Origin of the sequence: uncultured Sunxiuqinia sp., from assembly GCF_963974515.1 — a bacterium.
GTDB lineage: Bacteria > Bacteroidota > Bacteroidia > Bacteroidales > Prolixibacteraceae > Sunxiuqinia.
This window is the reverse complement of record NZ_CAXBDD010000067.1, coordinates 1-21,340: the sequence shown is the minus strand read 5'-3', so window position 1 is coordinate 21,340 and position 21,340 is coordinate 1. Positions and strand designations below refer to the sequence as shown.

Below are 21,340 nucleotides of genomic sequence, written 5' to 3'. Positions count from 1 at the left end.
AAAGTATTGAATTGATTCCAGGTCATCGTAAGCCAGCATCACATAGCCTGAAGCTGTATTCCCGGAAACGGTTCCCAACGATTTTATGCATACCATAGCTGGCATTTGCTTGCTTGGTCTGGCCGTCATCTTGTCCGTGCCAGTAACCGTTCCTGTTTGGTTAAAATCATTCTTGGTTTCGAAATAATCCCCAATAGCCAGCGAAGTTTTTTCATTTTGATTGGCTGCCAAATAGAAATAACCCCAGTCAATCCGAATGTTATCCCCTTTCTTCTCCAAAACAGGCTGCTCAATGGTTCCGGTTTTAACAAAGCCGATGCCTCCGGCCTTGCCTTTGCTAACTTCAACATCCTGCGTAGGTTCGTTAACAGCCCACTCCGGCGTGGTCTCAAAATAGATTTGAACATCATGTTCGGCACCATCGTTCGACACCACCTGGTAGTTGATGTAGTTCACCGGGCGCGACAACAAGTCCAGGTTGTTCGGTAATAGCGGTGAAACAAACTGAAGTTTTAAATCAACCGGTCCGCAGGTAAACTCGTAGTGCGTTTGCGTGGCCGAAAGCGACACCTTGGTTTGACTGGCTGTTTGTGCAAAAACTTGTTTTTGATCGCTTTCAGTAAACAATCCAAAATCAACATACGCCAATCCTCCACGGTCGCGGCAATGCACAGCAATCACGTTTTTTCCCGATTTATTCAGCAAGGAGGCATCGATTTTTAAAACAACATCTCTCCTTGCCCGGTTGCCGGTATTGACAATTTCCTTCCCATTCAGATACAGTTCAAAATCGTCATCATGAAAATACACCAGGTAAAGTGGATCCGCTGGATCCAGTTCCGGCATGGTAAACTCCCTGCGAACCCAGATATCATCCGAATCCCAATTGGTCTTCGTGGCCTGGTGTCCAGGTGTACCAAAAGCACCTGCCCCGGTTTGCCAGGATTGATCGTTGAAATCACTTTGCTCCCAGCCTTTTGAGGGTGAAGAAGTGGTGTACTTTGCCTCCCAGGCTTCTTCCTTTGACAAAGGCAACAAAGTTTTCCATGGGATATCTTCTTTTCCAAGAAAACGATACACCTGCCCATCTACACGGATGGCCCCAATCAGTGAGTGCGTTTCACCGGTCCAGTGCTTAACGGGTTCATCGAACAACTGATCAGTCATCGACCAGGCGCTGGTGTATGGATCGATGGTGATTAACGGATAGGCCGGAGCCCGAAACTCAGACGTAACGGGTTTCGCACTTTTTACAGTCGATTGCTGGCAAGCACCCGTCAACAGTCCTGCGGCAATCACCATTAAGCTGAGATACAATTTTGTTTGCATGAAACTTTTTTTGTTGGTTTATAGTTTTTTGTTTTGGGCTCAACGCGTTCCTATTGCGGGACCTTAATGAGCCGGAATATTGAATCCATTCAGACCTTATAAAAGATTCTGACCGAAATTACTCACGAGTGCTACGCAGATTCTCATCCATCATGCAAATTTTGACTCAAAAAAAGAGGCTGTCCAAAAAGTAGTAAGTTTTACTACCGCTGACATATAACGGGTTTTTGGAATCTAAAAAAAATGGATGATGACGAATAAATCCCAACAAAGGAACTGGCTTACTACAGTGCCAACAAAGCACCGAACACAGATCTGAACAAATAGCGCCAGAAGCAGGTGCCTAACAAAAAACTTCTCCGTGCAAAAGTGCAACGGAGAAGTTTTTATCGGACATAGCAATATAATTTACAGGCTATTCTTCCAAGGTCAAGCTTTTAATCAGATCCACCTCTTCCTGGCTGTAAGGCGTTCCATCGGGATGGAAGATTTCGTGGAACCAGAGTGGTGGTTCCGAACCATCGGGAATGGGCTCGTCCCAGGCATATTTTGTGTTTGATTTTCCGGCAACAAGACCCCAGTTGATGGCGCCCACATTTTCCTTTTTCAGAATCGGCATAATATTCTGGAACAGGCTGTTGTTGCGGCGGGCCATGTACTCGGTGCAAACCATCGGACGGTTGTATGCTTTCAGCGAATCAATGGCAGCCTGGTGTTTCTCTGGTCCTTCATAATTGTGATAGGTGATGATGTCGGAGTTTTCGACCTGAAACTTATTTAGGTCAGAAAGGGAAAGCTTCCAAACGCCAACAGACAAAGGCTGCGAAGGACGAATCTCCCACCCCCATTCAAATACATTTTTCAGCAGGGGCATGGACTGGTTGCCATAGCCTGAGTTTCCGGGCTCATTGTACAAATCCCACATCACAATCCGCTGGTCGTCTTTAAACGAAGTAAGAATATCCTTCACATACACTTCAAGCGTATTCATCAGTTCGGGTTGTTCGTGCAGTAAATCGCCCGGATCGCGAACCCAGCCTGAGTTGTGGACGCCCGGTTTGGGTTCGGGTTGCTTGCCGGCCTGGTAAGTGGCATTCCAGCAATCATCAAAAAACACAAAGATGGTTTTAATCCCGTGACTGTCGGCAATGTCCAGGTACTGGTTCATACGACCTTTGAAGCCTTCTTTGTCAACCTCCCAGGCCACATGGTGAAGGTACACCCGCATGCAGTTCATACCAATTTCTTCGGCCCAACCCAACTCGCGATCAATGGTTTCAGGATCAAATGATTCAGCCTGCCAGGTTTCCAGCTGGTTGATGGCCGTGCTGGGGTTGAAGTTGCAGCCCCGAAGCCAGCCATGTTCATCGCCCCAAGCCTGGGCTTGTTCTACGCTCCATATTTTCACTGCCGGCTGTTCGGCTGCTTGTTCGCTTTGTTTCGTTTTACCCTGGCAAGCTCCCAAAAGAAGCACTGTGGCCAGCAGCATCAAAAAAGATTTTGTATTCATCCTGTTCAGTTTTAGTATTAATTAATGTTATTCTGCTTCAGCTTTTTCTATGTCTACTTCGCCCGAGGGGCGATCAATTTCTTTTCCGGCAGGGATGGCCGCCCCAAAGTCAGGAGTTCCATCCGGGTTCCAGGTAAAGGGTTGCATGCGCACATTGCGGTCCCATCCCGGCTCGGTTGTTTTTTTGGAGTGGTAGACAATCCAGTCTTCAGTGCCATCGGGCGACTTGACAAAGGAGACATGCCCCACCCCGTGCACCTGCGCATTTCCCTCGAAAACCGGCCCTTTTTTCGTCCAGTTGGCCGGATCGAGCAAATCGCCGTCCGGATCATTTAATTGAAGCATGCCCTGGCGGTATTCTTTCAGCCATGATTCACGGCAGGAATACACCACAAATACCTGATCCCCGTTTTTCAGAATTTGTGCTCCTTCATTCAAATCAAGGGGACCGCCAGTTTCCCAGCTTTCTTCGGGCGACGACAGCAAAACACGCGTGCCTTTCAAGGTATACGGGTTTTCCATTTCCTGAATGTATAAGTGTTGGGATGTAGCATCGGTATCGCGTTGTTCCTTCCAACCCGACCAGATGGCAAATAGTTTTCCATTGTGCTCCAGAACGGTCATGTCGATGGCCCAAACATTGCTTGCCGGGTCTTCAGGATTGTCACCCGTGTAAAGCATGCCCATATCTTCGTAATCGCTAAAAACATCGGCTGTTTTGGAACGAAGAACGCCGGCTCGTTGGTTGATAAACGGTGAACCCGGCGTACTGCCGGCAGCATAATAAACATACCAGTGGCCATCGACAAAATGGATTTCAGGAGCCCAAACACTGTGGGCGTTCCAGCCACTGGCCGGTGCCTGCCAGATTCGTTTCAGCTCGCCCTTGCGGGTGAGGTACCTGGAGCGCGAAACCAAAATGGAATTGTTGGCCGAGTAGCAATACACATAATCATCGCCTTGCTGGGTCATCCAGGGATCGGCTCCATCCCAGACCGGGTTGGCAAAGGTGGTTTTTACTTCATCTTCGGAAACAACTTCTGTCTTGCCGCAGTTGGCAAAGGCCGATACGGTGATGATCATTGTAAGTGCAACAATTTTCGCTTTCATTCTAAAAAAAGTTTTATATCCATTCATTTGTAAATTCTTGTCCCATTCTTTTCCTGCAAGACTAAGCTGCATTCGCTGACGGTCGACTTTGCTTCTTTCATGCTCTGCCACCGGCTATGATGGCTTTACAACACTTCATATCTCTCCGACTTTCATCTCAATCTCTCATGCCCCCTTATCAACGTTTCATGGATTGATTTCGAAGTTTCATGCATTCATTTCGATGTTTCTTGTACGCTTCTATCCATGTCCCGTTTGCCCTTTTCAATCTTCTGTTTACTGTTAAAGGCTTTAGCTGTGTTCGTCGCTGTTAATACCGTTTCGCTTAACAAATCACTCATTCAATTTCATTCAAAACGAAGCCGGCACCAGGTATTTGACGACAAAGCCGTTGAATGGGCGATATTTTCTTCATCAATTACACCATTTGCCGAAGATTCAACCAACCCCAGGTTGATCCTCATATCTGAAAGACCGTCTTTTCGCAAATCGGCAAACGGAACTTCGAATTCAATACCATAACCTTGACCGGCTGTTGATTTTACGATTGCCCTGATGTTGCCTGTGCTGGTTTCCTTCCAGCTGCCGCTATCTCCTTCCTCAATTTTGATGACGCCCTTGCAACTGCACCAGATCCGAAATAAACCAGTTGCGGGTGCTGTTAAACTTAAATGATCGGCATCAAGGTATAAATAAACCCCGTCAGCTTCCGAAATAAGTTCTTTATCGGCAACATCGGCACAAACGTACAACTTGCTTTCATCACGCCTCACGTTGGCCCGAAGATTCGTTTCACCCCGATGGCCGATAAAAATTGGAAAATCAGAACCCCATTCATTTATATTCCCGTCTACCTGAATATCGCCGGCGACAGCCTTTAGTTCAGGAATAAGGTGCCCTTGGATAATCCATACTTCGCAGTTAGGACTTCGAAAGCTGGTGGTAGCCGCAGCAACAACCGTAGATTCATCCCACAATGAAATTGAATTCCACTTGGCTTCCCGGTCTAAGGGAACTGCAAAAGGGCGGCTCATTTTCGTAAAGTTGCGACCGGTTTTATCGCCTATGGCCACCTCCATGGTTGAGCGCTCCCAGTCGGTGCTTCGCCCGCTAGTGGTTTGGTATGACAGGATCACTTCGCCCGAAGGAACTTTCATCAGGTAGGGCGCTCCGGCGTAAACATCATCCGGGAGCGGATCTTTCAGGGCTGATTCCCGGTAAGGAGAATTGGCCAAAACCGGCGTTTCCCAGTTTTCAGAGACTTTAGTCCGTACAATGTAGGGCTTAAACTGGCCTATTTTGTTATCCTCAATGGCCACAAGAATTTCATCATCCACCAGCAGTGGAACCGGCATCCCATCGCGTCGTCCTTCGCGAAAGCAAACGGTCCTAATATCTTCACTCCAGCTAAGTCCAAGATCCGAGGAATGAATCATCGAGATATTTTGCTCATCGGAGGTTCGGAAAGGATTTTCGTTGGCAAAATATACCTGGAGTTCGCCATTTGGCAGTTGCAAAAAGGCCGGTTCCCAGCATCCGTCTCTAAAACGCGGACCGCCCTCATAAATCACTTCACTGTTGCTCCAGCTTTGACCACCATCGCTGCTACGCCGGACGGCAATGGCAAAAGGAGCGATTTCGTCTTTTGCAGGCCGATAGTTGCAAGCCATCACCAGGTCCCCATTATGTAGCTGGATCAGCTCGGTATTGGCAATGTTGACATCCGTTGTTTCTCCCTGATCGTTTGTATAAGTGTGCTTTTGGAAGGTGATAACCGGTTGGCTCCAGCTCTCTCCATTGTCGCTGCTTTCAACCAGCTCGCCGTTACCCTGGGTTTCATAAACGGCCACCAGGCGGCCATCATTCAGGCGGCGAACACGCGGATAGCCCACCCAACCTAAAGTCCGGTCGCCTTGCGGGGCCAGCTTTTGCATGGAACTGTAATCCCAGGCTATTCGAATCCCCTCAACCGGTTGACCGGTAAGGGGTTCGTAAGTATCTACGGGATCATCACTTTTGTTGCATCCACCAACGAACATGCATAAAACAAGGGATAGTATTATTCCAGACATGTGTCCTTTCATTTTTTCAATTCAGGGGTCATAAAGTTTTCATCAATCACCATCACTTCTTGTCCATCGCGGTTTTCAAAGCTTACGGTGCTGATATACATGTGGCGCGGATGAATCCGCTCTTTGCTGTTATGCGCATGAAACACAATCCGTAGGGTTCCATCTTTGTCGGTAAACATGGCACTGTGACCGACACCAACCAGATCTCCCGGCTTTTGCAAAATTGGATTCTGTTCATATTTGGTCCATGGCCCGTTGATGTTGTCGGCGGTGGCAAAGCCAATGCCGTAAAACGGACTTTCGTAGCTATTGGCCGAGTAAGTCATGTAATAAGTATCGTTGTGTATCAAGACAAAAGCGCCTTCGTTCACCCGCGGCCAGACTTCTTCCCAGGCCTGCGACACGTTGACGCACTTGGTCATGGTTTCCGGCTTAATTTGGATGAGATCATCTTCCAGCTCAGCCACCCAAATGTTCAGTCCATCGTTAAAGCGATCGAACAGCAGATAGGGCGTACCATCATCATCGATAAACAGGGAGTTGTCGATGCACTTCTCATCTTCGATCATGGGTTTTAACACGTCCTGTTTGAACGGCCCCAGCGGAGAATCACTGGTTGCCACACAAATATGTTCGTCAGCAGAATAGTACATGTAGAACTTGCCATTCACATGATACACTTCGGGTGCCCAGAACCAACGATCGGCCCACACATGCGACTTGTGCAGAGCCAGTCCGGCCGGACTTTCTGCCGGAACTTGCCAAGTCTGCAAGTCGTCGGAAACAAAAACGGCAATGCCGTCATTCGACAGCGTTCCATAAGCGTAGTAGGTTCCCTCATGAAGCATGATAAAAGGATCGCCAAGGGGGACTTTGGTCATTTGATCCTCGACTCCATCGATTTCACGATCTGAATCATCGTCTTTACACGAAGAAATCTGCACAAGAAATGATAGCATCAAATAAGTCAGGAATATCTTTTTCATCGTCATCGTTTGTTATTTTTCATTGGGAATCATCAACTAATACAACTTGACAGGGAAAATCTCTTAAAAAAAATGGCTCTTTCTTATTAAATGAGAATTAGCTGCATCTAACCCGTCAAAAACAAATCGTTATTATTCCCTTTAATTATGATCAGTAATTTACTTGCGAGTCACCAAAGGCACAATCACTTTGTCCTCTTCAACACGGAATTTATAAAGGCCAGCGTCTGCATCCCACTCCTTCACCAAGGGAACTATTCTTGTTCTTCGGGGGCTTACCTGGTCCTCGCTAAAATGAACATGATAGACATAGTATAATTGACCATCCAGCCCTTGAAAAAGATCACCATGTCCTGAGCCATTTTCATCGACGATGGAACGGTGAATAATTGGGCTGTCCTTTTGCTTGATCCAAGGTCCGTAAGGGGAATCTGCCACGGCATAACCCACCGCATAGTCGATATTCATAAAATGATTGGCCGAATAAAACAGGTAGTATTTGTCCTTTAACTTAAAAACAGTTGGCCCCTCCATAATTGGTGCTGACTCATAATTCGGAGTGGCTTCCCATTCCTCAGTCTGGCGGAGACATTGCCGAAGTGTTTGCGGCTTAATTTGGCCTTTGTCCAGATCGAACTCGGCTACCCATAAATAATTGCCGTTGTTGAACCGCACATGGTAGAGGTAGTATTTGCCATTGTCTTCAAAAATGAAAGAGTCAATATTCTTTTCAGAACCATCGATCGGGCTGACATCCTTTTGTTTGTATGGCCCTAATACAGATTCCGACTGCGTCAACACGGTTTGTTCATCGGCAGTATACGTCAGATAATAAGTATGATTTACTTTCAATATTTGTGGAGCCCAAAAGCCACTTTCACCAAAGGCTTGATCTCCCTTGGTCATGATCATGTGTACCCCATCAGTTGCACCTGCCGGCGGATACCAGTTTTTCAAATCTTTAGATTCCAATACCGAAAAACCCGAAGGTCCTCCCCGATGTCCTCCGGTACCTGTCAGGTAGTATTTGCCACCATCGACATAGACCGTGGGGTCTGCATAAAATAGTTCCTTCTTTTCCTGTGCTGCCACCTGCATGGCAATAATCAGTATCAGTGAACAGAGGATTATGTGTTTCATTTTCCTGTCATGTTAAGTTTCTAATTCCAGGGCAAACTATTCCTTTACCATACCGAAATGATTGATCAACTGGTCATATTCATTCTTTGAAATTGTGATCATGCAGCCATGCCTCACCGCTGGAGGAAAGCTGTATTTATCCCAATCGCTATGGAAAGTATAGCCTGAAGCCTGGTACCAGGGGCCATTCATATTATCCGCAATCGACAATCCATACGAAACGCCCGGATATTGCTCATAGTACAGGTACCAGATTTTGTCATCCGGTGAAGGTATGAGCATGGGTGCTTCCCTGAAATTGGGACTAATTGGCGCTGAAGGTTCTGAATAAGGTCCAAGTAAAGATGGAGCTTTTGAAATGCGGATGGTCTTTCCGGTGGTCCAATAAAGTGTGGGATAGGTTTCATCTTTGATGACCGCATAATAGTTATTGTCAATTTTCCGAATGAAAACATCGATGGTGCCCATGTCCCAATCAAATAAACGGGTTGGATGATCTGAAAAAGTCTTCAAGTCTTTTGATAAAACATACAGCGTGCGCTGGCTTGCCCAATAACGCTCCGGATCTTCTTTTGTACCCTCTTTGTGGGGCGTGTGCCAGGTCACGACATACTGTTTCGAATCTTCGTCAAAAAATATTTTTGGCGCACCAATTCGTTGCAAGGCATAGGAATAATCGGGCGTACTTTTTAAATCGGGTGTCAAGCTGCTGTACTTTTCCCAGGAAATCAAGTCGGATGACACCCAAAAATTGATGTCCGGCGACCCATCACTTGTATTGCCGGCAATATAGTATCGGCCATCATGACCTTTACAAATATCCGGGTGTCCTTTGTAATCCTGAAAAACCCGTTCTTTGTTATTCAGTGCTGACCAGTGCAGGCCATCCAAACTGACCGAATAGTACAAACGCCCGTAATCCTGGTGTGTCATATGGGCAAACAAATAGGCTTGATTGACGGCTTCACCGGGATTTTCGACCTGCCCGGGTGGGTCGGGTTGCTGAGCATTTAAATTTAAAACGCCCAAAATCAAGAAAAAAAGAGCATAAGTTGGTTTGAATTGAATCATTTTCATTGTTGGGTCAGTTTTTTTTCATTGAAAAAAGAATCTACAAGACCTTTCAAAAGAATGGTCCTGCAGATTCTCTTGTAAAAATTTAGTACATCGGATTCTGATCCAAATTCGGATTGTTATCCACTTCCGTTTGAGGAAGTGGCATCCGTGAGGATTTACCAACAACAAAGTTGGTGAAGTCGGCATCTCTGGAAATTAATTCATTCAATCCATCTTGAGAATCCCAAAGCCCCCAACGTTTCAGGTCCGCCCAACGAACGCCCTCGAGACAAAGCTCCAGCGAACGCTCCATTTGGAGTCTTTTAAGGAATGCTTCCTTTGAGTCCAGTGCTGACACGTACAACGTACTGTTGGCCAAAGTTGGCAGGCCTACCCGCTCACGTACACGGTCAACAAGTTCAACAGCCAATGCGGGAGGCGTTCCACTTGACAATTCGGCTAAACATTCAGCATATAAAAGCAGTACATCAGCATAACGAATAACACGGAAGTTAATCGGCGAGTAATAATCCTCGTGGTTCCGGTAGTAGTCTCCCTGGTATTTTCGGAAGAAGCAGTCGGCGCCCCAACCATCTCGCCAGTCTCCGCCATAAATCTTCTCTCCCGGAAAATCGGATTGCAGCTCCGGATAAAAAATGCTTGCTCGCAAACGGGGGTCGATGGCACCATCCACTGTCTGCTCTTTTTTGTATTCATCAACCAACCATCTTCTGGGTTGACCATCGGACCAGCCAATACCGCGTGGCGCGAAAAACTGGGCACGGTTAGAGCCTACGTTCTGGTTTGGCACATCACCATCACCCCTGGGGTTGACATCGGAGAACTGGATTTCGAAGACAGACTCTTTATTGTTCTCGGTGGTGTGCATAAAGTTGTCCTTGTAGTTGTCTACCAGGTCGTAATGAACAGCTCCTGCTCCTTCAACCAGCCAGGACAAGGCATCTTTTGCCTCCTGCCACTCATGCATTTGCATGTGCACTTTCCCAAGCAAGGCCAAAGCCGCTCCTTTGGTGGGACGTCCAAGATTTGCCGCATTCCATTGCTCCGGCAAATCATCGGCTGCTTCCTGAAGATCAGTCTTAATCTGCGCATAAACCTGGGCGGCTGTACTTTGCTCGGGTGTATCATCGGGTTGCGATGCGTTCAACACCAAGGGCACATTGTCAAACATCAAAACCAGGTTGTAATAGTAAAGCGACCTTAGAAACTTGGCCTGTGCCAGGATGACATCTTTGTCGGCCTGGCTGCTAAATTCTATTTCGGGCACATAATCAAGTACCTGGTTGCAACGGAAAATCGCTTTGTAATGATCTCGCCACATCCAGCGGTTTCCTTCCCAAAAGTTGTAGTTAAAATAAATAAACCGGGTCCATTCTTTTAGTTCGTTCCACGGACTTTGACTATATCCCTCATCGGAGGTCAGATCAAAACGAAAATAAATCCAACGGCTCCAACTACCAGGCTTGTAAAACATCGTATAAGCGGCATCCAAACCAAGTTGTGCATCGTCAGGAGTTTTCCAAAAAGTATCAGTGGTAGGAAAATTGGGATTCTCAATGTCTATCAAATCCTCGTTGCAGGACATGACCGACAGTACCAACACGAGTAAGCTATATAATAATATTTTTTTCATAGTATTTCTGAATTAGAATTGAAATGAAAGAGAAAATACAACGGATTTAGGAGACGGATACGAAGCATCATCATGTCCTTTAACCCAAATATCAGGCGCTTTAAATTCAGGATCGAGCCCGGTGTATTTTGTGAGGGTGATCAGGTTTTGCCCTGTCACTGATACGCGCAGATTATCAAAAACATTTTTGATTTGGAGCTTATCAAAGGTATATCCCAAGGTCATTTGATGAATCTTGAAATACGATCCTTTCTCTATCCAGCGGTCCTGATCACCACGAGCATTTCGGTTATCGGCATAAATTACACGTGGATGTTTGGTATTCGGATTTTCCGGGGTCCAAGGAGTGTATCCCGACAAATGGTTGGTATTATCGGAGAATCCACCCATCCAACTGGCAGCACCATTAAACACATCCTGACCGAAAGAGCCAAAACCGGAGAAGCTAAAATCAAAGTTCTTGTAGGCCAACTGCGCGTTTAAGCCGATCTCAAATTTTGGCCACGGATTTCCGGTGATGGTACGATCCTCGTTGTTGATTTGTCCATCGTCATTTACATCGACATAACGAATATCGCCTGGCCTTGCGTTGGGCTGTATGACCGAACCTTCGGAATTTGTATGCGACAGAACTTCGGCTTCGTTCTGAAAAATTCCATCGGTTTTAATCGTATAGAACATGGCCAAAGGTTCGCCAATTTCTGTTTTCGTGATCCAGGTATACTGTTCAACTTTTCCATAACCAAACTCCAACACCTCGTTGCGTAAACGCGTAACAGTGGCTCCAACAGAATAATTCAGATCTCCTTTTTTATCCCTGTAGGTTCCGGTGAATTCGAACCCCTTGTTTCGCAAACTGGCCGCATTAACAAATGGATTTCCGCCGTCATTACCGGTGGTCATCAAAATCTGCATCGGAGTTAAGACATCCTTGGTCGTCGAGATAAAGTACTCTGCGTTGACTTGCAACTTATTATCCAGAAAAGATACATCAAGACCAAAGTTCTCCTGGGTTTGTTCTTCCCATTTTAAGTCACTGTTCACCAGCTTTATTTGCGTCATCCCTGGTTCAATGTGCTGATCGTTCCCAAATACAGCAATCGGAAACGAATTCAGAACAGCAACGTAGTCCCAGTCTCCGATATTGACATTCCCCAGCGTGCCATGGCTGTATCTTAACTTCAGATCGCTAATCCAGGGCACATTAAAGAAATCCTCCTGGCTGATTCTCCATCCGGCAGAGATGGATGGGAAAAAGCCCCATCGATTTTCGGGTGCAAATTTGGAAGAGCCGTCTGAACGAAAAGTGGCGCTCAACAAGTACTTATTATCGAAGGTATAATTCAGTCGCCCGAAATAAGAAATCAGAGAAGATTCGCTGATGTTTCCCCAGGCGTTGGGATCGGTTGTTCCAGCATCAATTACGTCAAAATAACGATCCCCGACCTGAACCAAATTCTTTTTCTCAGCCGCAATCATTTCACGATACGTGTTTTGATAGGAATTACCAACAACTGCGTTGATATCATGCTTGCCAATCAATTTTTCATAGGTCAAGGTATTCTCGATCAATTTATTCTCAAATTTTGCCTTGTTCTCATACCTGGTTGATGGATCAAAAGGCTGGTTCAAAGTCCAGTTCCCTTCTTTGCGAAGCCATTTATGATTGTCGCGACTGGTTTCGTACCCGAGGTTCACCTTATAGCGTAAGCCGTCAATAATATCAAGCATCGCATAGAGATTCCCCCGAACACGAAGGTTTTCATCGCTGTTATACATCAAATCCTCGGTGGCGATTGGGTTGGAGCCAAAAGTTCGTGCAGTCGCTTCGTTTCCGTAACCATAACCACCAAAATTGTTTTCATCGTAAATCGGAATGATCGGCAGCATGCGAAGCACATCGATGTGCTTGGAGAACACTGAGTTCTGGTTTTCAACAAAGGTATTGCTGATGGCCAGGTTCTCACCAATCGTGAAGATCCCTTTCCGTCCTTCTGTATTCACCCGGAAGCTGTAGCGATCCATCGAGGTTCCGTAAACCGTGCCCGGATTGTCGTAATAATTCGTTGAAACCAGGTAATTCCCATCCTTGCTTCCGCCTGAAAAACTCAGGTTATGATCCTGAACCACGGCGGATCTGAAAACGGCGTCGTTCCAATCCGTATTGCCGTCCATCCAGTTTGGCACGGAATTCACATCAGGAACCCCACTGGCAATTGCATTCTCGTATGCTTGTGTCGTAATGTCAATCCATTCTTCCCGCCCCATTAAATCCATCATGGGCAGCTTGTCAATACTCAGTTTGCCGGCGTAATTGACCTTCATTTCACCGGAAGCTCCCTTTTTCGTTTCGATAATAATCACCCCGTTTGCCGCACGCGAACCGTAAATGGCTGCTGCCGAAGCATCTTTCAAAACCTGAACTGACTCAATGTCGTTGACGTTGAAGTCCCGGTTACCTGTTGTTGGTAGCCCATCGATAATATACAAGGGGTTATTGTTGGTGAAGTTTCCCAAGCCACGAATTTCAACAACTGGTTCACTTCCAATATTTCCGCTAGAGCGTACATTTACGCCGGCCACCAAGCCCTGGATGGCATCGCCAACCGATAGTGCCGCAACATTTTTGAAATCGTCGGCCCTAACAACTGACACGGCACCCGTGAGGTCGGCTTTTTTGATCGTACCATAACCGATCGCGACCACTTCCTCCAACCCAATCGAGGACTCCTCCATGGCGACGTTAATCACGCGCCTTCCGTTAACAGGCATTTCAATGGTGGTCATCCCCACAAAAGAAAACACCAAAACGCCTTCAGGAGAAACCCCGGGAATGGTAAATTCGCCATTCTCATTGGTTACTGCTCCTTGGGTTGTTCCTTGAATGGCCACCGTTGCTCCAACGACCGGTTCACCAACATTGTTGGTCACTTGTCCGGTCACGGTAATTTCAGCCTGTAGCAGATTGTTACTTTCTGCTGAACCGTTTTTTCTGATTACAATATACCGATCAACAACTTGGTAGGTCAAATCGGTATTTTCAAAAAGTTCGTTCAGAACAGTCTCCAGATTGGCGTCCTTTAGATTGAGGGTTACGCGTTTGTCACTGATCTCTTCTTTATTATAGAAGAAATAGAAGTCACTTTGATTCTCAATCTCACTCAGAACGTCATGAATAGTAGCCTCTCTAAGGCTGAGGTTAACCTTCGCATTTTGGGAGTAGCTGCTGCCACTTGCAGTGAGAGCCCCGACAAGCATTAGGAAAGATAGCAACTTCATAGCCAATAACAGTTTTTTAAGCAATCTCGACAGATCGCTTTTCGTTTGTGTTTTTTTCATAAATTTGTCAACTTAAGTGTTAATGCATTTGTAAATTAACTCTTGTACGGCGGTGAGAATGTGAGCGCATCCTCATCGCCTCTTTTTTAGCTCGTATTTATTTGGTTCATTGCCTAAAGAATTTAATGTGTTGGTTTCTTCCGTAACGTGATTCTATTACTTGCATTCGGAACAAGCTCAATATCAAAATCAATATTCTCGCGGATGGTCAAAATATCCAAAATTTGATCGACCGGTTTATACTTTAACACGGTTCCCGATATCTTCCTGCTTTTCAATTCTTCATTCTCAATAACAATGGTCACATTATACCAGCGTTCGAGCATGTTACACAGATCAATCAGTGACACTTGATCAACATGCAATCTTCCATCCCGCCACATCGTAAATTGCTTCGTATCCACCGGATAGGCATCCAATTCATTGTCTTGATCAAAAACGGCACTTTGCCCCGGACTTAGATTCAACAGCAGTTCATTTTCTTTGCTGAACAAGGCAACTTTACCTTCAACCAAGGTGGTTATTTCACTTTCCCCCTCGTAAGCCCGAATATTTAAGGAGGTTCCGGTAACCCGGACAATTGATTTCTTTGTATTGATATTAAATGGCTTGTTGACATCGGTTTTTACATTCAAATAAGCCTCACCTACCAACTCAATATCCCGACTTTTTCTGGAAAATGCGGCGGGATAGGTCAAGGTGGTTTCTGAATTTAACCAGACCTGCGTTCCATCTGGCAGCTCAAGTTGAGCCATTTGTCCTTTCGGCACCGTTAAAGTAGATGCCAATTGCTGATTCGACAGCGCCATGGGCAGGAAATAAGCCATCAGGCTTCCGATCATCATTGAGAGCAAGATAATTGCAGCATACTTGGCCCAGGTTTGAAAAAGGCTTTGAGGACGAATCCGGCTATCAATCCGATGCCAAACCTGATCTTCCGAGTTCAAGCGAAAAAGAGAAGTGACTAAGCTCTTTACCCCAACAATTCGTTGGGTGTCTTTAAACGCTTTGGTATCCTTCAGAAGAGAAGAGATTTCAGGAGCTGTATTGATTCTGTCGTGAAAATGCGATACAATTTGATCCTCGTCCGTATGTACGTTTTTATCCATATCTACTCTTATAACGCAACGAAGTCCGGAGAGGGTGAAAAGAATGTTCCTTTTTTTGAATTTTTCTCGTGAAACGATCAGGCGGATTAGTTTTCCGCGGAAAATGATTGAATCCCTTCCCGCCTGAAAAAGAACAGTAAGCTCACATGGATGCCTTTTAGTTCCTTTCGAAGAACACGATAGGCAATGACCATTTGAGTTTTGACGGTATTTTTTGAGATTGATAATTTCTCAGCAATCCCCTTGTAACTTAGGCCATCGTTATAGGCCAGTAAAAAAATCTCCTGGCATTTGGCGGGCAACTTCTTGATCGCCTGCGAAATCCGAATGGCTAATTCTTCGTCGCTGTACAAGCTATCAACATCCGTTTCGACTTGTGCCAAGGAGGCTTCCAACTCAACATGCTTGATCTTAATGCTTCTCAGATAGCTAATTGTCCGGTTTCGGACCGTAACGAATAAGTATTTTTTAAGATCTTCCTGATTTCGATAAATTTCTGATTGCTTTTCCCACAGAATAATAAAGGATTCCTGAACGATATCTTCAACCAATCCGGGGTCATCAAGATAACGAAAAGCCAGCATGGCCGCTGCCTGAAAGTTTTCTCTAAAGAATACCTCAAATTCCTTGTAGGTCAAGTGATTTTTAGCTCCGAGATTCGCCACCCTTTAGTCTGTAGAATTAGAAAACAAAGATTAGCTATTTTTTTCTTCTTCACAAATTGGACATTTATAACTCTACCGTTACGGTCATTGGATGCATTAAATTCTGAACATTATCAGCCAAAGCTAAAGCCAGCGACAGCGCTGCCTGAAACGTTTGTCCACCCGAAAGGATTTTCACACTGCGAACCTTGCCCCATTCAAAAAAGTCGCGCACCTGGAAGTTATTTTCCGGGGTAATCCCCAGGCTTAGTTTCTGCCGGGTCAGTTGAAAAAAACGGTCGTTATTTTTTTCTTTAATTATGATCAGTCATTTACTTGTGAGTCACTAAAGGCACAACGACTTTGTCCTCTTCAACTTGGAATTTATAAAAGGGCTGCGTCTGCATCCCACTCCTTCACCAAGGGAACTAATCCAGTTCTCCCGGGGCTTACCTGATCCTCGCCAAAATGAACACGATCAATATATTATATTTGACCATCAAGCCTTTGAAAAAAATCGCCATGCTCCGAACCATTTTCATCGAGGATGGAACGGTGAATAATCGGACCGCCTTTTTGCTTGATCCAAGTGCGTTAAAAAAGCAATTGCACGTTGACCGTTTCCCCTTTTTTTATTCGCGACAGCCCTTCGGGAACTTCCATCAGTGCGTTGGCATAAGCGAGCGCGTTGATGTGGGCTGACCCATGAAAATTTACCGGTTCAACGCGGTTTTCTCCTAAAAGTTTCACGGGAATAATGCCAAATCGCGCTGCTTTTGCGCGATGAAAATCCCACGTGAGTTCACCTTTGATCCTGACGGACGGGTCTTGGCATCCCATTAATTTATAGATGAAGGGTTTTACAAAAAGTTCGAACTGAACGAGCGAAGATACCGGATTGCCCGAAAGCCCAAAGCAATATTTTTTGCCCTTTTTACTGAAGGTCATGGGATTGCCTGGCTGTAACCCTGTTTTTTCAACAAGCAAGTCAAAACCTTGGTTTTTCAACAGGGTAGGGACAAAATCAAAATCGCCAACAGAAGCACCTCCGGTAACAAGGACAATGTCGTTGGCTGCAAGGCTTTTTTCAAAACCGTTTGCAATCTCCTCCAAATCATCCGCAATAATCCCGGTATAGTTGCACGGTATTCCCATGGCTTGCAACTGTGCCATCAGCTGGTGGGAGTTGCTGTTGCGTATTTGTCCGGGAAGTGGTTTTTGGTCTGGTTCAACCAACTCGGTGCCCGTGGCAATAATGGAGATTGAAGGCGTCTTTGATACGGTTATTTCAGAATATCCGGCACCAGCCATGATGCCAATGTGTGCCGGTGAAATAACTGCCCCTTTTTTTATCAGGATATCGCCAGCTTGATAGTCTTCGCCTTGAAAACAAATATTTTCTTTGGTTTTTTGATTGCTGCACTTAACAGATTTTTCTTCAGTGATCACGGCATCTTCAACCATAAAAACGCAATTTGCCCCTTGGGGCACCATCGCCCCGGTCATAATTTTTGAACACTGATTTTTTCCGATGGTTTTTAGCGGTGGCCTCCCACCTTGTATAATTTCGATCACGTCCATCACATTTCCCAAATCCTTTTTTCGGCAAGCATAACCGTCCATGGCCGATTTGTTAAACGGAGGCATGTTGATGTCGGCAATGATCTCCTCCCGCAATACCTTATTTAATGAGTCCAACAGTTTTACAGTTTCTGTTTCCTGTTTGGTAATAGTGGTTTCAATGGTATGTTTTGCTTTTTCAAACAGCTTCATTCTAATTTTTTTAAATATTCCTTAGATCTCCTGGCGTATTAATATTCATCAAGTAAGCCGGATTGGTTATGGAGACATACTTGGTATTCATTGCTTTCAGCAGGTTTTGCAATTTGTAATCTCCCTTTTCTATTTGTTGGATGATTGTTGGCAAGGCTTCCTTTGAATAGTAGCCTGCCAAAGGTTCAACTTTGCCATCTTGTAGTATTGGCACTGCTGCTTCATAACCGGCTGTTTCTTTCAGGGCTTCGCGGAATAAATTTATGCTTAGAAATGGGGAGTCACAGGGTGCCACCAGGTTGATTTTGGTTTTGGAATAACGAAGGCAGGCTTCAAGTCCTGCTATGGGACCGATTCCCTGAAAGCTATCAGCAACAATGGGAAACCCAAATTTCTCATAAACCGGATTGCTGGCACTGATGATAATATGACCGCAAATTTGTTTCATAACGGCGATGCTGTATTCAATCAATTTTTTCCCTTTAACATCAATCAAAGCTTTGTCTGTTCCCATCCGGCTGCTTTTTCCCCCCGCCAAAATAATTCCTGTTATTTTATTCATTGAATCAATTCATTAAGCGTGATCAATGGCGTGAAGCATGTAGATGGCATGGAAGATGATTTTGTTGATCTCGTCCATATATTCGGTTACAGCTTTTAAACTGCCCGGGATTGCAAACACGAGCGTTTTAGATTTTGTACCGGCCAGTGCCCTGCTCAGCAGTGCGTTTGGTTTTTCCCGCCCATACTTCATTCTCACCATTTCCATAATTCCCGGAATCTCCTTGTCCAACAAAGGCTTAATGGTTTCAGGGGCGATATCCCTAGGCCCCAGCCCTGTACTGCCCGTTGTAATCACGATGTCGCGGCCGGTTTCGAAAGCTTCGTTTAGTTTGGCAGAAATCAGTGTGGGTTCATCGGGCAAAACGATTTTTTCGATGCTACTTTTTCTTCGATTCGCCTCCATCAATGATCCTATTTTTTCAACTACCATGGGTCCGCTGGCGTCTTCATAAATTCCTGAATAACAGCGGTCGCTAAGGGTGAGTACAAGTACTTTATATTCTTTGGGAACGAAATTCATCTCACTGCCAGTTTTCAGTTCTCTGCCTTTTAAAACCCTGCAAAAAATACCTTCGGCAGCCATCAGGCACTGGCCGGTTTCCTTAAAAATATTACAATTGCACTTTCCATGTTTTTGGCCGGTCCGGGTCACTTCGAGTTGAACCCCTTCGCACAAGAATTGATCGAGTGGATGGACTCTTTGCAATTCCAGCCCTTGCAGGATTATATTTTCGCCAAACTCTCCCGGTTTGACCACCCTCCCTGTTTCCTCGGAAAATTTTCTAATGCTTTCGATCCTCAGGATGCTTAGCTGGCTGTGCCGGCTTTCGTTGGAAACACCGTTTCCTGTCCCACTTCCGGTCAGTTCAATGCGCTCAGCCGTTTTTATCTGGCCGGCTTTTTTCGAAATATTTAACGAAGCTATTTTCATATATCGGTTGTTTGGTTTTATCCAGAATGAAAATTTCAAATGTCTTTTTTCGTTTTCTCCAGAAGTTTTACAGCTTCAATGACCATATTCTTATCAATGGCCTTGCACATATCGTAAATAGTGAGCAACGCCACCGATACGGATGTCAGTGCTTCCATTTCAACCCCGGTTTGTCCGGTGCATTTTACCATAGCCGTAATTTTTACGCCGTCACTTAGCAATTCAGGCTTCACATCTATTTTTGATAATAGTAACGGGTGGCATAACGGTATCAGGCTGCTGGTTTTTTTTGCTGCCTGTATTCCTGCAATCTGGGCCATTGTGAGCACATCCCCTTTTTTCATCAGGTTTTCCTTTATCTGACGGATGGTTTCTTTGCTGAGGATAATTTTCCCGGAAGCAACAGCCTCCCTTTCCTGCATCGGTTTATAGCCGACATCCACCATGTTTGCCTTCCCTTTGTCATCAATATGCGTCAATTTCATAGAATGATTAAATTCAAATTATTAAACAAAAAAAAGTTTCATGCTGGCAGCCAGCAATACGCCAGCTAAAACGTATTTCAACTTTAAATCGTTTAGTTGAAAGCTCCCTGCCAGTGATCCTATAATCCCGCCGATGGCGGCAACAAAAACCCAGACCAGCAATTCAGGATTGAAGATGACAAGTCCGGAGACAGTAAGGCCAACCAGCCCTGCAGCCGAATTCAGAAATATAAAAATAGCCGAAACGGCCGCTGTTTCTTTTATACCAGCCCATCGAAACAAAAGGAGCAGGGGACTTAGTATGATCCCGCCACCAATGCCGATAAGCCCGGAAACAAAACCAAGTACGGCTCCAATAAGCAACCCTGCGGGAAACGGGGGCTGTTTTGCCTGACCGGATGAAGCGTGAGGCACCAAAAGCATCCGGGCAATTCCAAATATCAGGCATATGCCTAAAAGATATTTGTAAACCGAAGAGTCAATTTTCATGCTGGCACCGATGTAAGCCATGGGTATGGAAGTTACAATAAACGGGAGCAGTAGTTTCCATCTGAAATATCCCCCTCTATAAAAAGACAAAAAAGCGATCAAAGAAACTAAAAGATTAAGCGTCAGGGCCGAGGGTCTCATCAGGGAAGGGGCTGTCCCGAAAAGTGCCATGAGCGCAAGGTACCCGCTTGCCCCGCCATGGCCGACTGAGGAGTAGAGTATCGAAATAACCAATAACATCAGTAAAAACAGGATGTCCATATTTTTTGTTTAACCAATCATCCATGAAAAATAGCTTCATCCTTCAAGGAAAAATCGTGTTTCATTCATTTGTGCTTTAAGCTTCAGGGTATCCGGAATGCCAATTTTTTTGCCTTTTGCAGTCAATAGGCTTTCCTTCTTTAAGGCCGAAATGACCCTGATTACTTGATCAGTTGAGGTCCCAGCAAAATCGGCTATGTCTCTACGTGACAGGGTGATGTTGATAAATCCATCGGTCTGCCCAAACTTATTTTCGATAAAAAGCAGGCCATTGATGACTTTTTCACGGACCGACATTTGGGCAAAACGTTTGGCATTGGCTTCGCTTTTTTGCAGTTGGTCAGCATAAAAAAGCATAAAATCGAACATGAGCGGTGGCGCTTTGTGAAGCATTTCGATCAGCACTTCAGCCGGGAAATTGCACAGCACCGAATCGGTGATTGCGCCCGCGCTGATATCATAAACATAATTGGTGCCGAACCCGCGGTGCCCTACAATTTCTCCTTCTTTTGAAAAGCGGATGATTTGGGAGCCTTTGTTTGCTGTTTGCTTGTAAACTTTTATGCAACCATCGAATATAAAATATAATCCATTGACAGGCGCACCTTCCAAAATAAACTGTTGTCCTTTGTTACAGGCAAAGCTGTGTTTTTTCTGAAGAAAAGGCTGGATTGCCTCTTCATGACTGTGTTTCTTTATCAAACAGTCTGTATTGGTGCATCGCTGGCAATTAAAATCCTTTCCATGCATAAGTTTCAATTTTTAAAATCGTTAAGCGAAAACAATCAATGACATAAGATCCAACTATTCTATACCAATGAACACCAGCCCGTTTTCCACTTTCACCGGGTAGGTTTTCAGTTGATACCCTTCATCAGTCAGGCATTT

General features: G+C 45.2%; 18 protein-coding genes. All 18 read right to left on the bottom strand.

The genetic code is table 11. The features are described from left to right. Positions 1-1,329: DUF5127 domain-containing protein (locus AAC033_RS13625; RefSeq protein WP_339739017.1), on the bottom strand; the 1,329-nt coding region annotated here is incomplete at its 3' end. Between the two features lie 415 nt (positions 1,330-1,744). Next, positions 1,745-2,839, bottom strand: a complete 1,095-nt coding sequence (locus AAC033_RS13620; protein WP_339739015.1) for a glycoside hydrolase family 2 TIM barrel-domain containing protein — start codon at positions 2,837-2,839, stop codon at positions 1,745-1,747. Between the two features lie 27 nt (positions 2,840-2,866). After that, the gene (locus tag AAC033_RS13615) at positions 2,867-3,949 is read right to left on the bottom strand and encodes a glycoside hydrolase family 43 protein (protein WP_339739013.1); all 1,083 of its coding nucleotides are present in this window, start codon (positions 3,947-3,949) and stop codon (positions 2,867-2,869) included. A 347-nt stretch (positions 3,950-4,296) separates the two neighbouring features. Continuing rightward, positions 4,297-6,021 carry a hypothetical protein gene (locus AAC033_RS13610; RefSeq protein WP_339739011.1) on the bottom strand — a complete coding sequence of 575 codons (1,725 nt, stop codon included), beginning with the start codon at positions 6,019-6,021 and terminating at the stop codon, positions 4,297-4,299. Between the two features lie 8 nt (positions 6,022-6,029). Continuing rightward, positions 6,030-7,007 (bottom strand): glycoside hydrolase family 43 protein, encoded by a 978-nt coding sequence (locus AAC033_RS13605; protein WP_339739009.1) that lies wholly within the window; start codon positions 7,005-7,007, stop codon positions 6,030-6,032. Positions 7,008-7,166: 159 nt separating this feature from the next. Then, positions 7,167-8,147: a glycoside hydrolase family 43 protein gene (locus tag AAC033_RS13600; RefSeq protein WP_339739008.1), complete on the bottom strand. Its 981-nt coding sequence runs from the start codon at positions 8,145-8,147 to the stop codon at positions 7,167-7,169. Positions 8,148-8,183: 36 nt separating this feature from the next. Beyond that, positions 8,184-9,224 carry a glycoside hydrolase family 43 protein gene (locus AAC033_RS13595; protein ID WP_339739006.1) on the bottom strand — a complete coding sequence of 347 codons (1,041 nt, stop codon included), beginning with the start codon at positions 9,222-9,224 and terminating at the stop codon, positions 8,184-8,186. An 82-nt stretch (positions 9,225-9,306) separates the two neighbouring features. Further along, positions 9,307-10,857, bottom strand: coding sequence for a RagB/SusD family nutrient uptake outer membrane protein (locus AAC033_RS13590; RefSeq protein ID WP_339739004.1), 1,551 nt, complete (start codon positions 10,855-10,857; stop codon positions 9,307-9,309). A 12-nt stretch (positions 10,858-10,869) separates the two neighbouring features. Then, the gene (locus tag AAC033_RS13585; protein ID WP_339739002.1) at positions 10,870-14,136 is read right to left on the bottom strand and encodes a TonB-dependent receptor; all 3,267 of its coding nucleotides are present in this window, start codon (positions 14,134-14,136) and stop codon (positions 10,870-10,872) included. 182 nt (positions 14,137-14,318) lie between these two features. After that, on the bottom strand, positions 14,319-15,305 hold the full coding sequence (locus AAC033_RS13580; RefSeq protein WP_339738999.1) for a FecR domain-containing protein: 987 nt from the start codon (positions 15,303-15,305) through the stop codon (positions 14,319-14,321). Positions 15,306-15,391: 86 nt separating this feature from the next. After that, positions 15,392-15,970 carry an RNA polymerase sigma-70 factor gene (locus tag AAC033_RS13575; protein WP_339738997.1) on the bottom strand — a complete coding sequence of 193 codons (579 nt, stop codon included), beginning with the start codon at positions 15,968-15,970 and terminating at the stop codon, positions 15,392-15,394. 64 nt (positions 15,971-16,034) lie between these two features. Then, positions 16,035-16,184 carry a hypothetical protein gene (locus tag AAC033_RS13570; RefSeq protein ID WP_339738995.1) on the bottom strand — a complete coding sequence of 50 codons (150 nt, stop codon included), beginning with the start codon at positions 16,182-16,184 and terminating at the stop codon, positions 16,035-16,037. A gap of 359 nt (positions 16,185-16,543) precedes the next feature. Continuing rightward, complete coding sequence (gene glp / locus AAC033_RS13565; protein ID WP_339738993.1) at positions 16,544-17,722, bottom strand: gephyrin-like molybdotransferase Glp; 1,179 nt, start codon at positions 17,720-17,722, stop codon at positions 16,544-16,546. 10 nt (positions 17,723-17,732) lie between these two features. After that, entirely contained in the window at positions 17,733-18,284 is a 552-nt protein-coding gene (locus tag AAC033_RS13560) for a molybdenum cofactor guanylyltransferase (RefSeq protein ID WP_339738991.1), read from the bottom strand. A 12-nt stretch (positions 18,285-18,296) separates the two neighbouring features. Then, complete coding sequence (locus AAC033_RS13555; RefSeq protein ID WP_339738989.1) at positions 18,297-19,217, bottom strand: molybdenum cofactor synthesis domain-containing protein; 921 nt, start codon at positions 19,215-19,217, stop codon at positions 18,297-18,299. A 35-nt stretch (positions 19,218-19,252) separates the two neighbouring features. Continuing rightward, positions 19,253-19,702 carry a cyclic pyranopterin monophosphate synthase MoaC gene (moaC, locus tag AAC033_RS13550; RefSeq protein WP_339738987.1) on the bottom strand — a complete coding sequence of 150 codons (450 nt, stop codon included), beginning with the start codon at positions 19,700-19,702 and terminating at the stop codon, positions 19,253-19,255. Between the two features lie 21 nt (positions 19,703-19,723). Continuing rightward, positions 19,724-20,452 carry a sulfite exporter TauE/SafE family protein gene (locus AAC033_RS13545; protein WP_339738985.1) on the bottom strand — a complete coding sequence of 243 codons (729 nt, stop codon included), beginning with the start codon at positions 20,450-20,452 and terminating at the stop codon, positions 19,724-19,726. A gap of 36 nt (positions 20,453-20,488) precedes the next feature. Further along, positions 20,489-21,202 (bottom strand): Crp/Fnr family transcriptional regulator, encoded by a 714-nt coding sequence (locus AAC033_RS13540; RefSeq protein WP_339738983.1) that lies wholly within the window; start codon positions 21,200-21,202, stop codon positions 20,489-20,491. Positions 21,203-21,340: the final 138 nt, after the last annotated feature.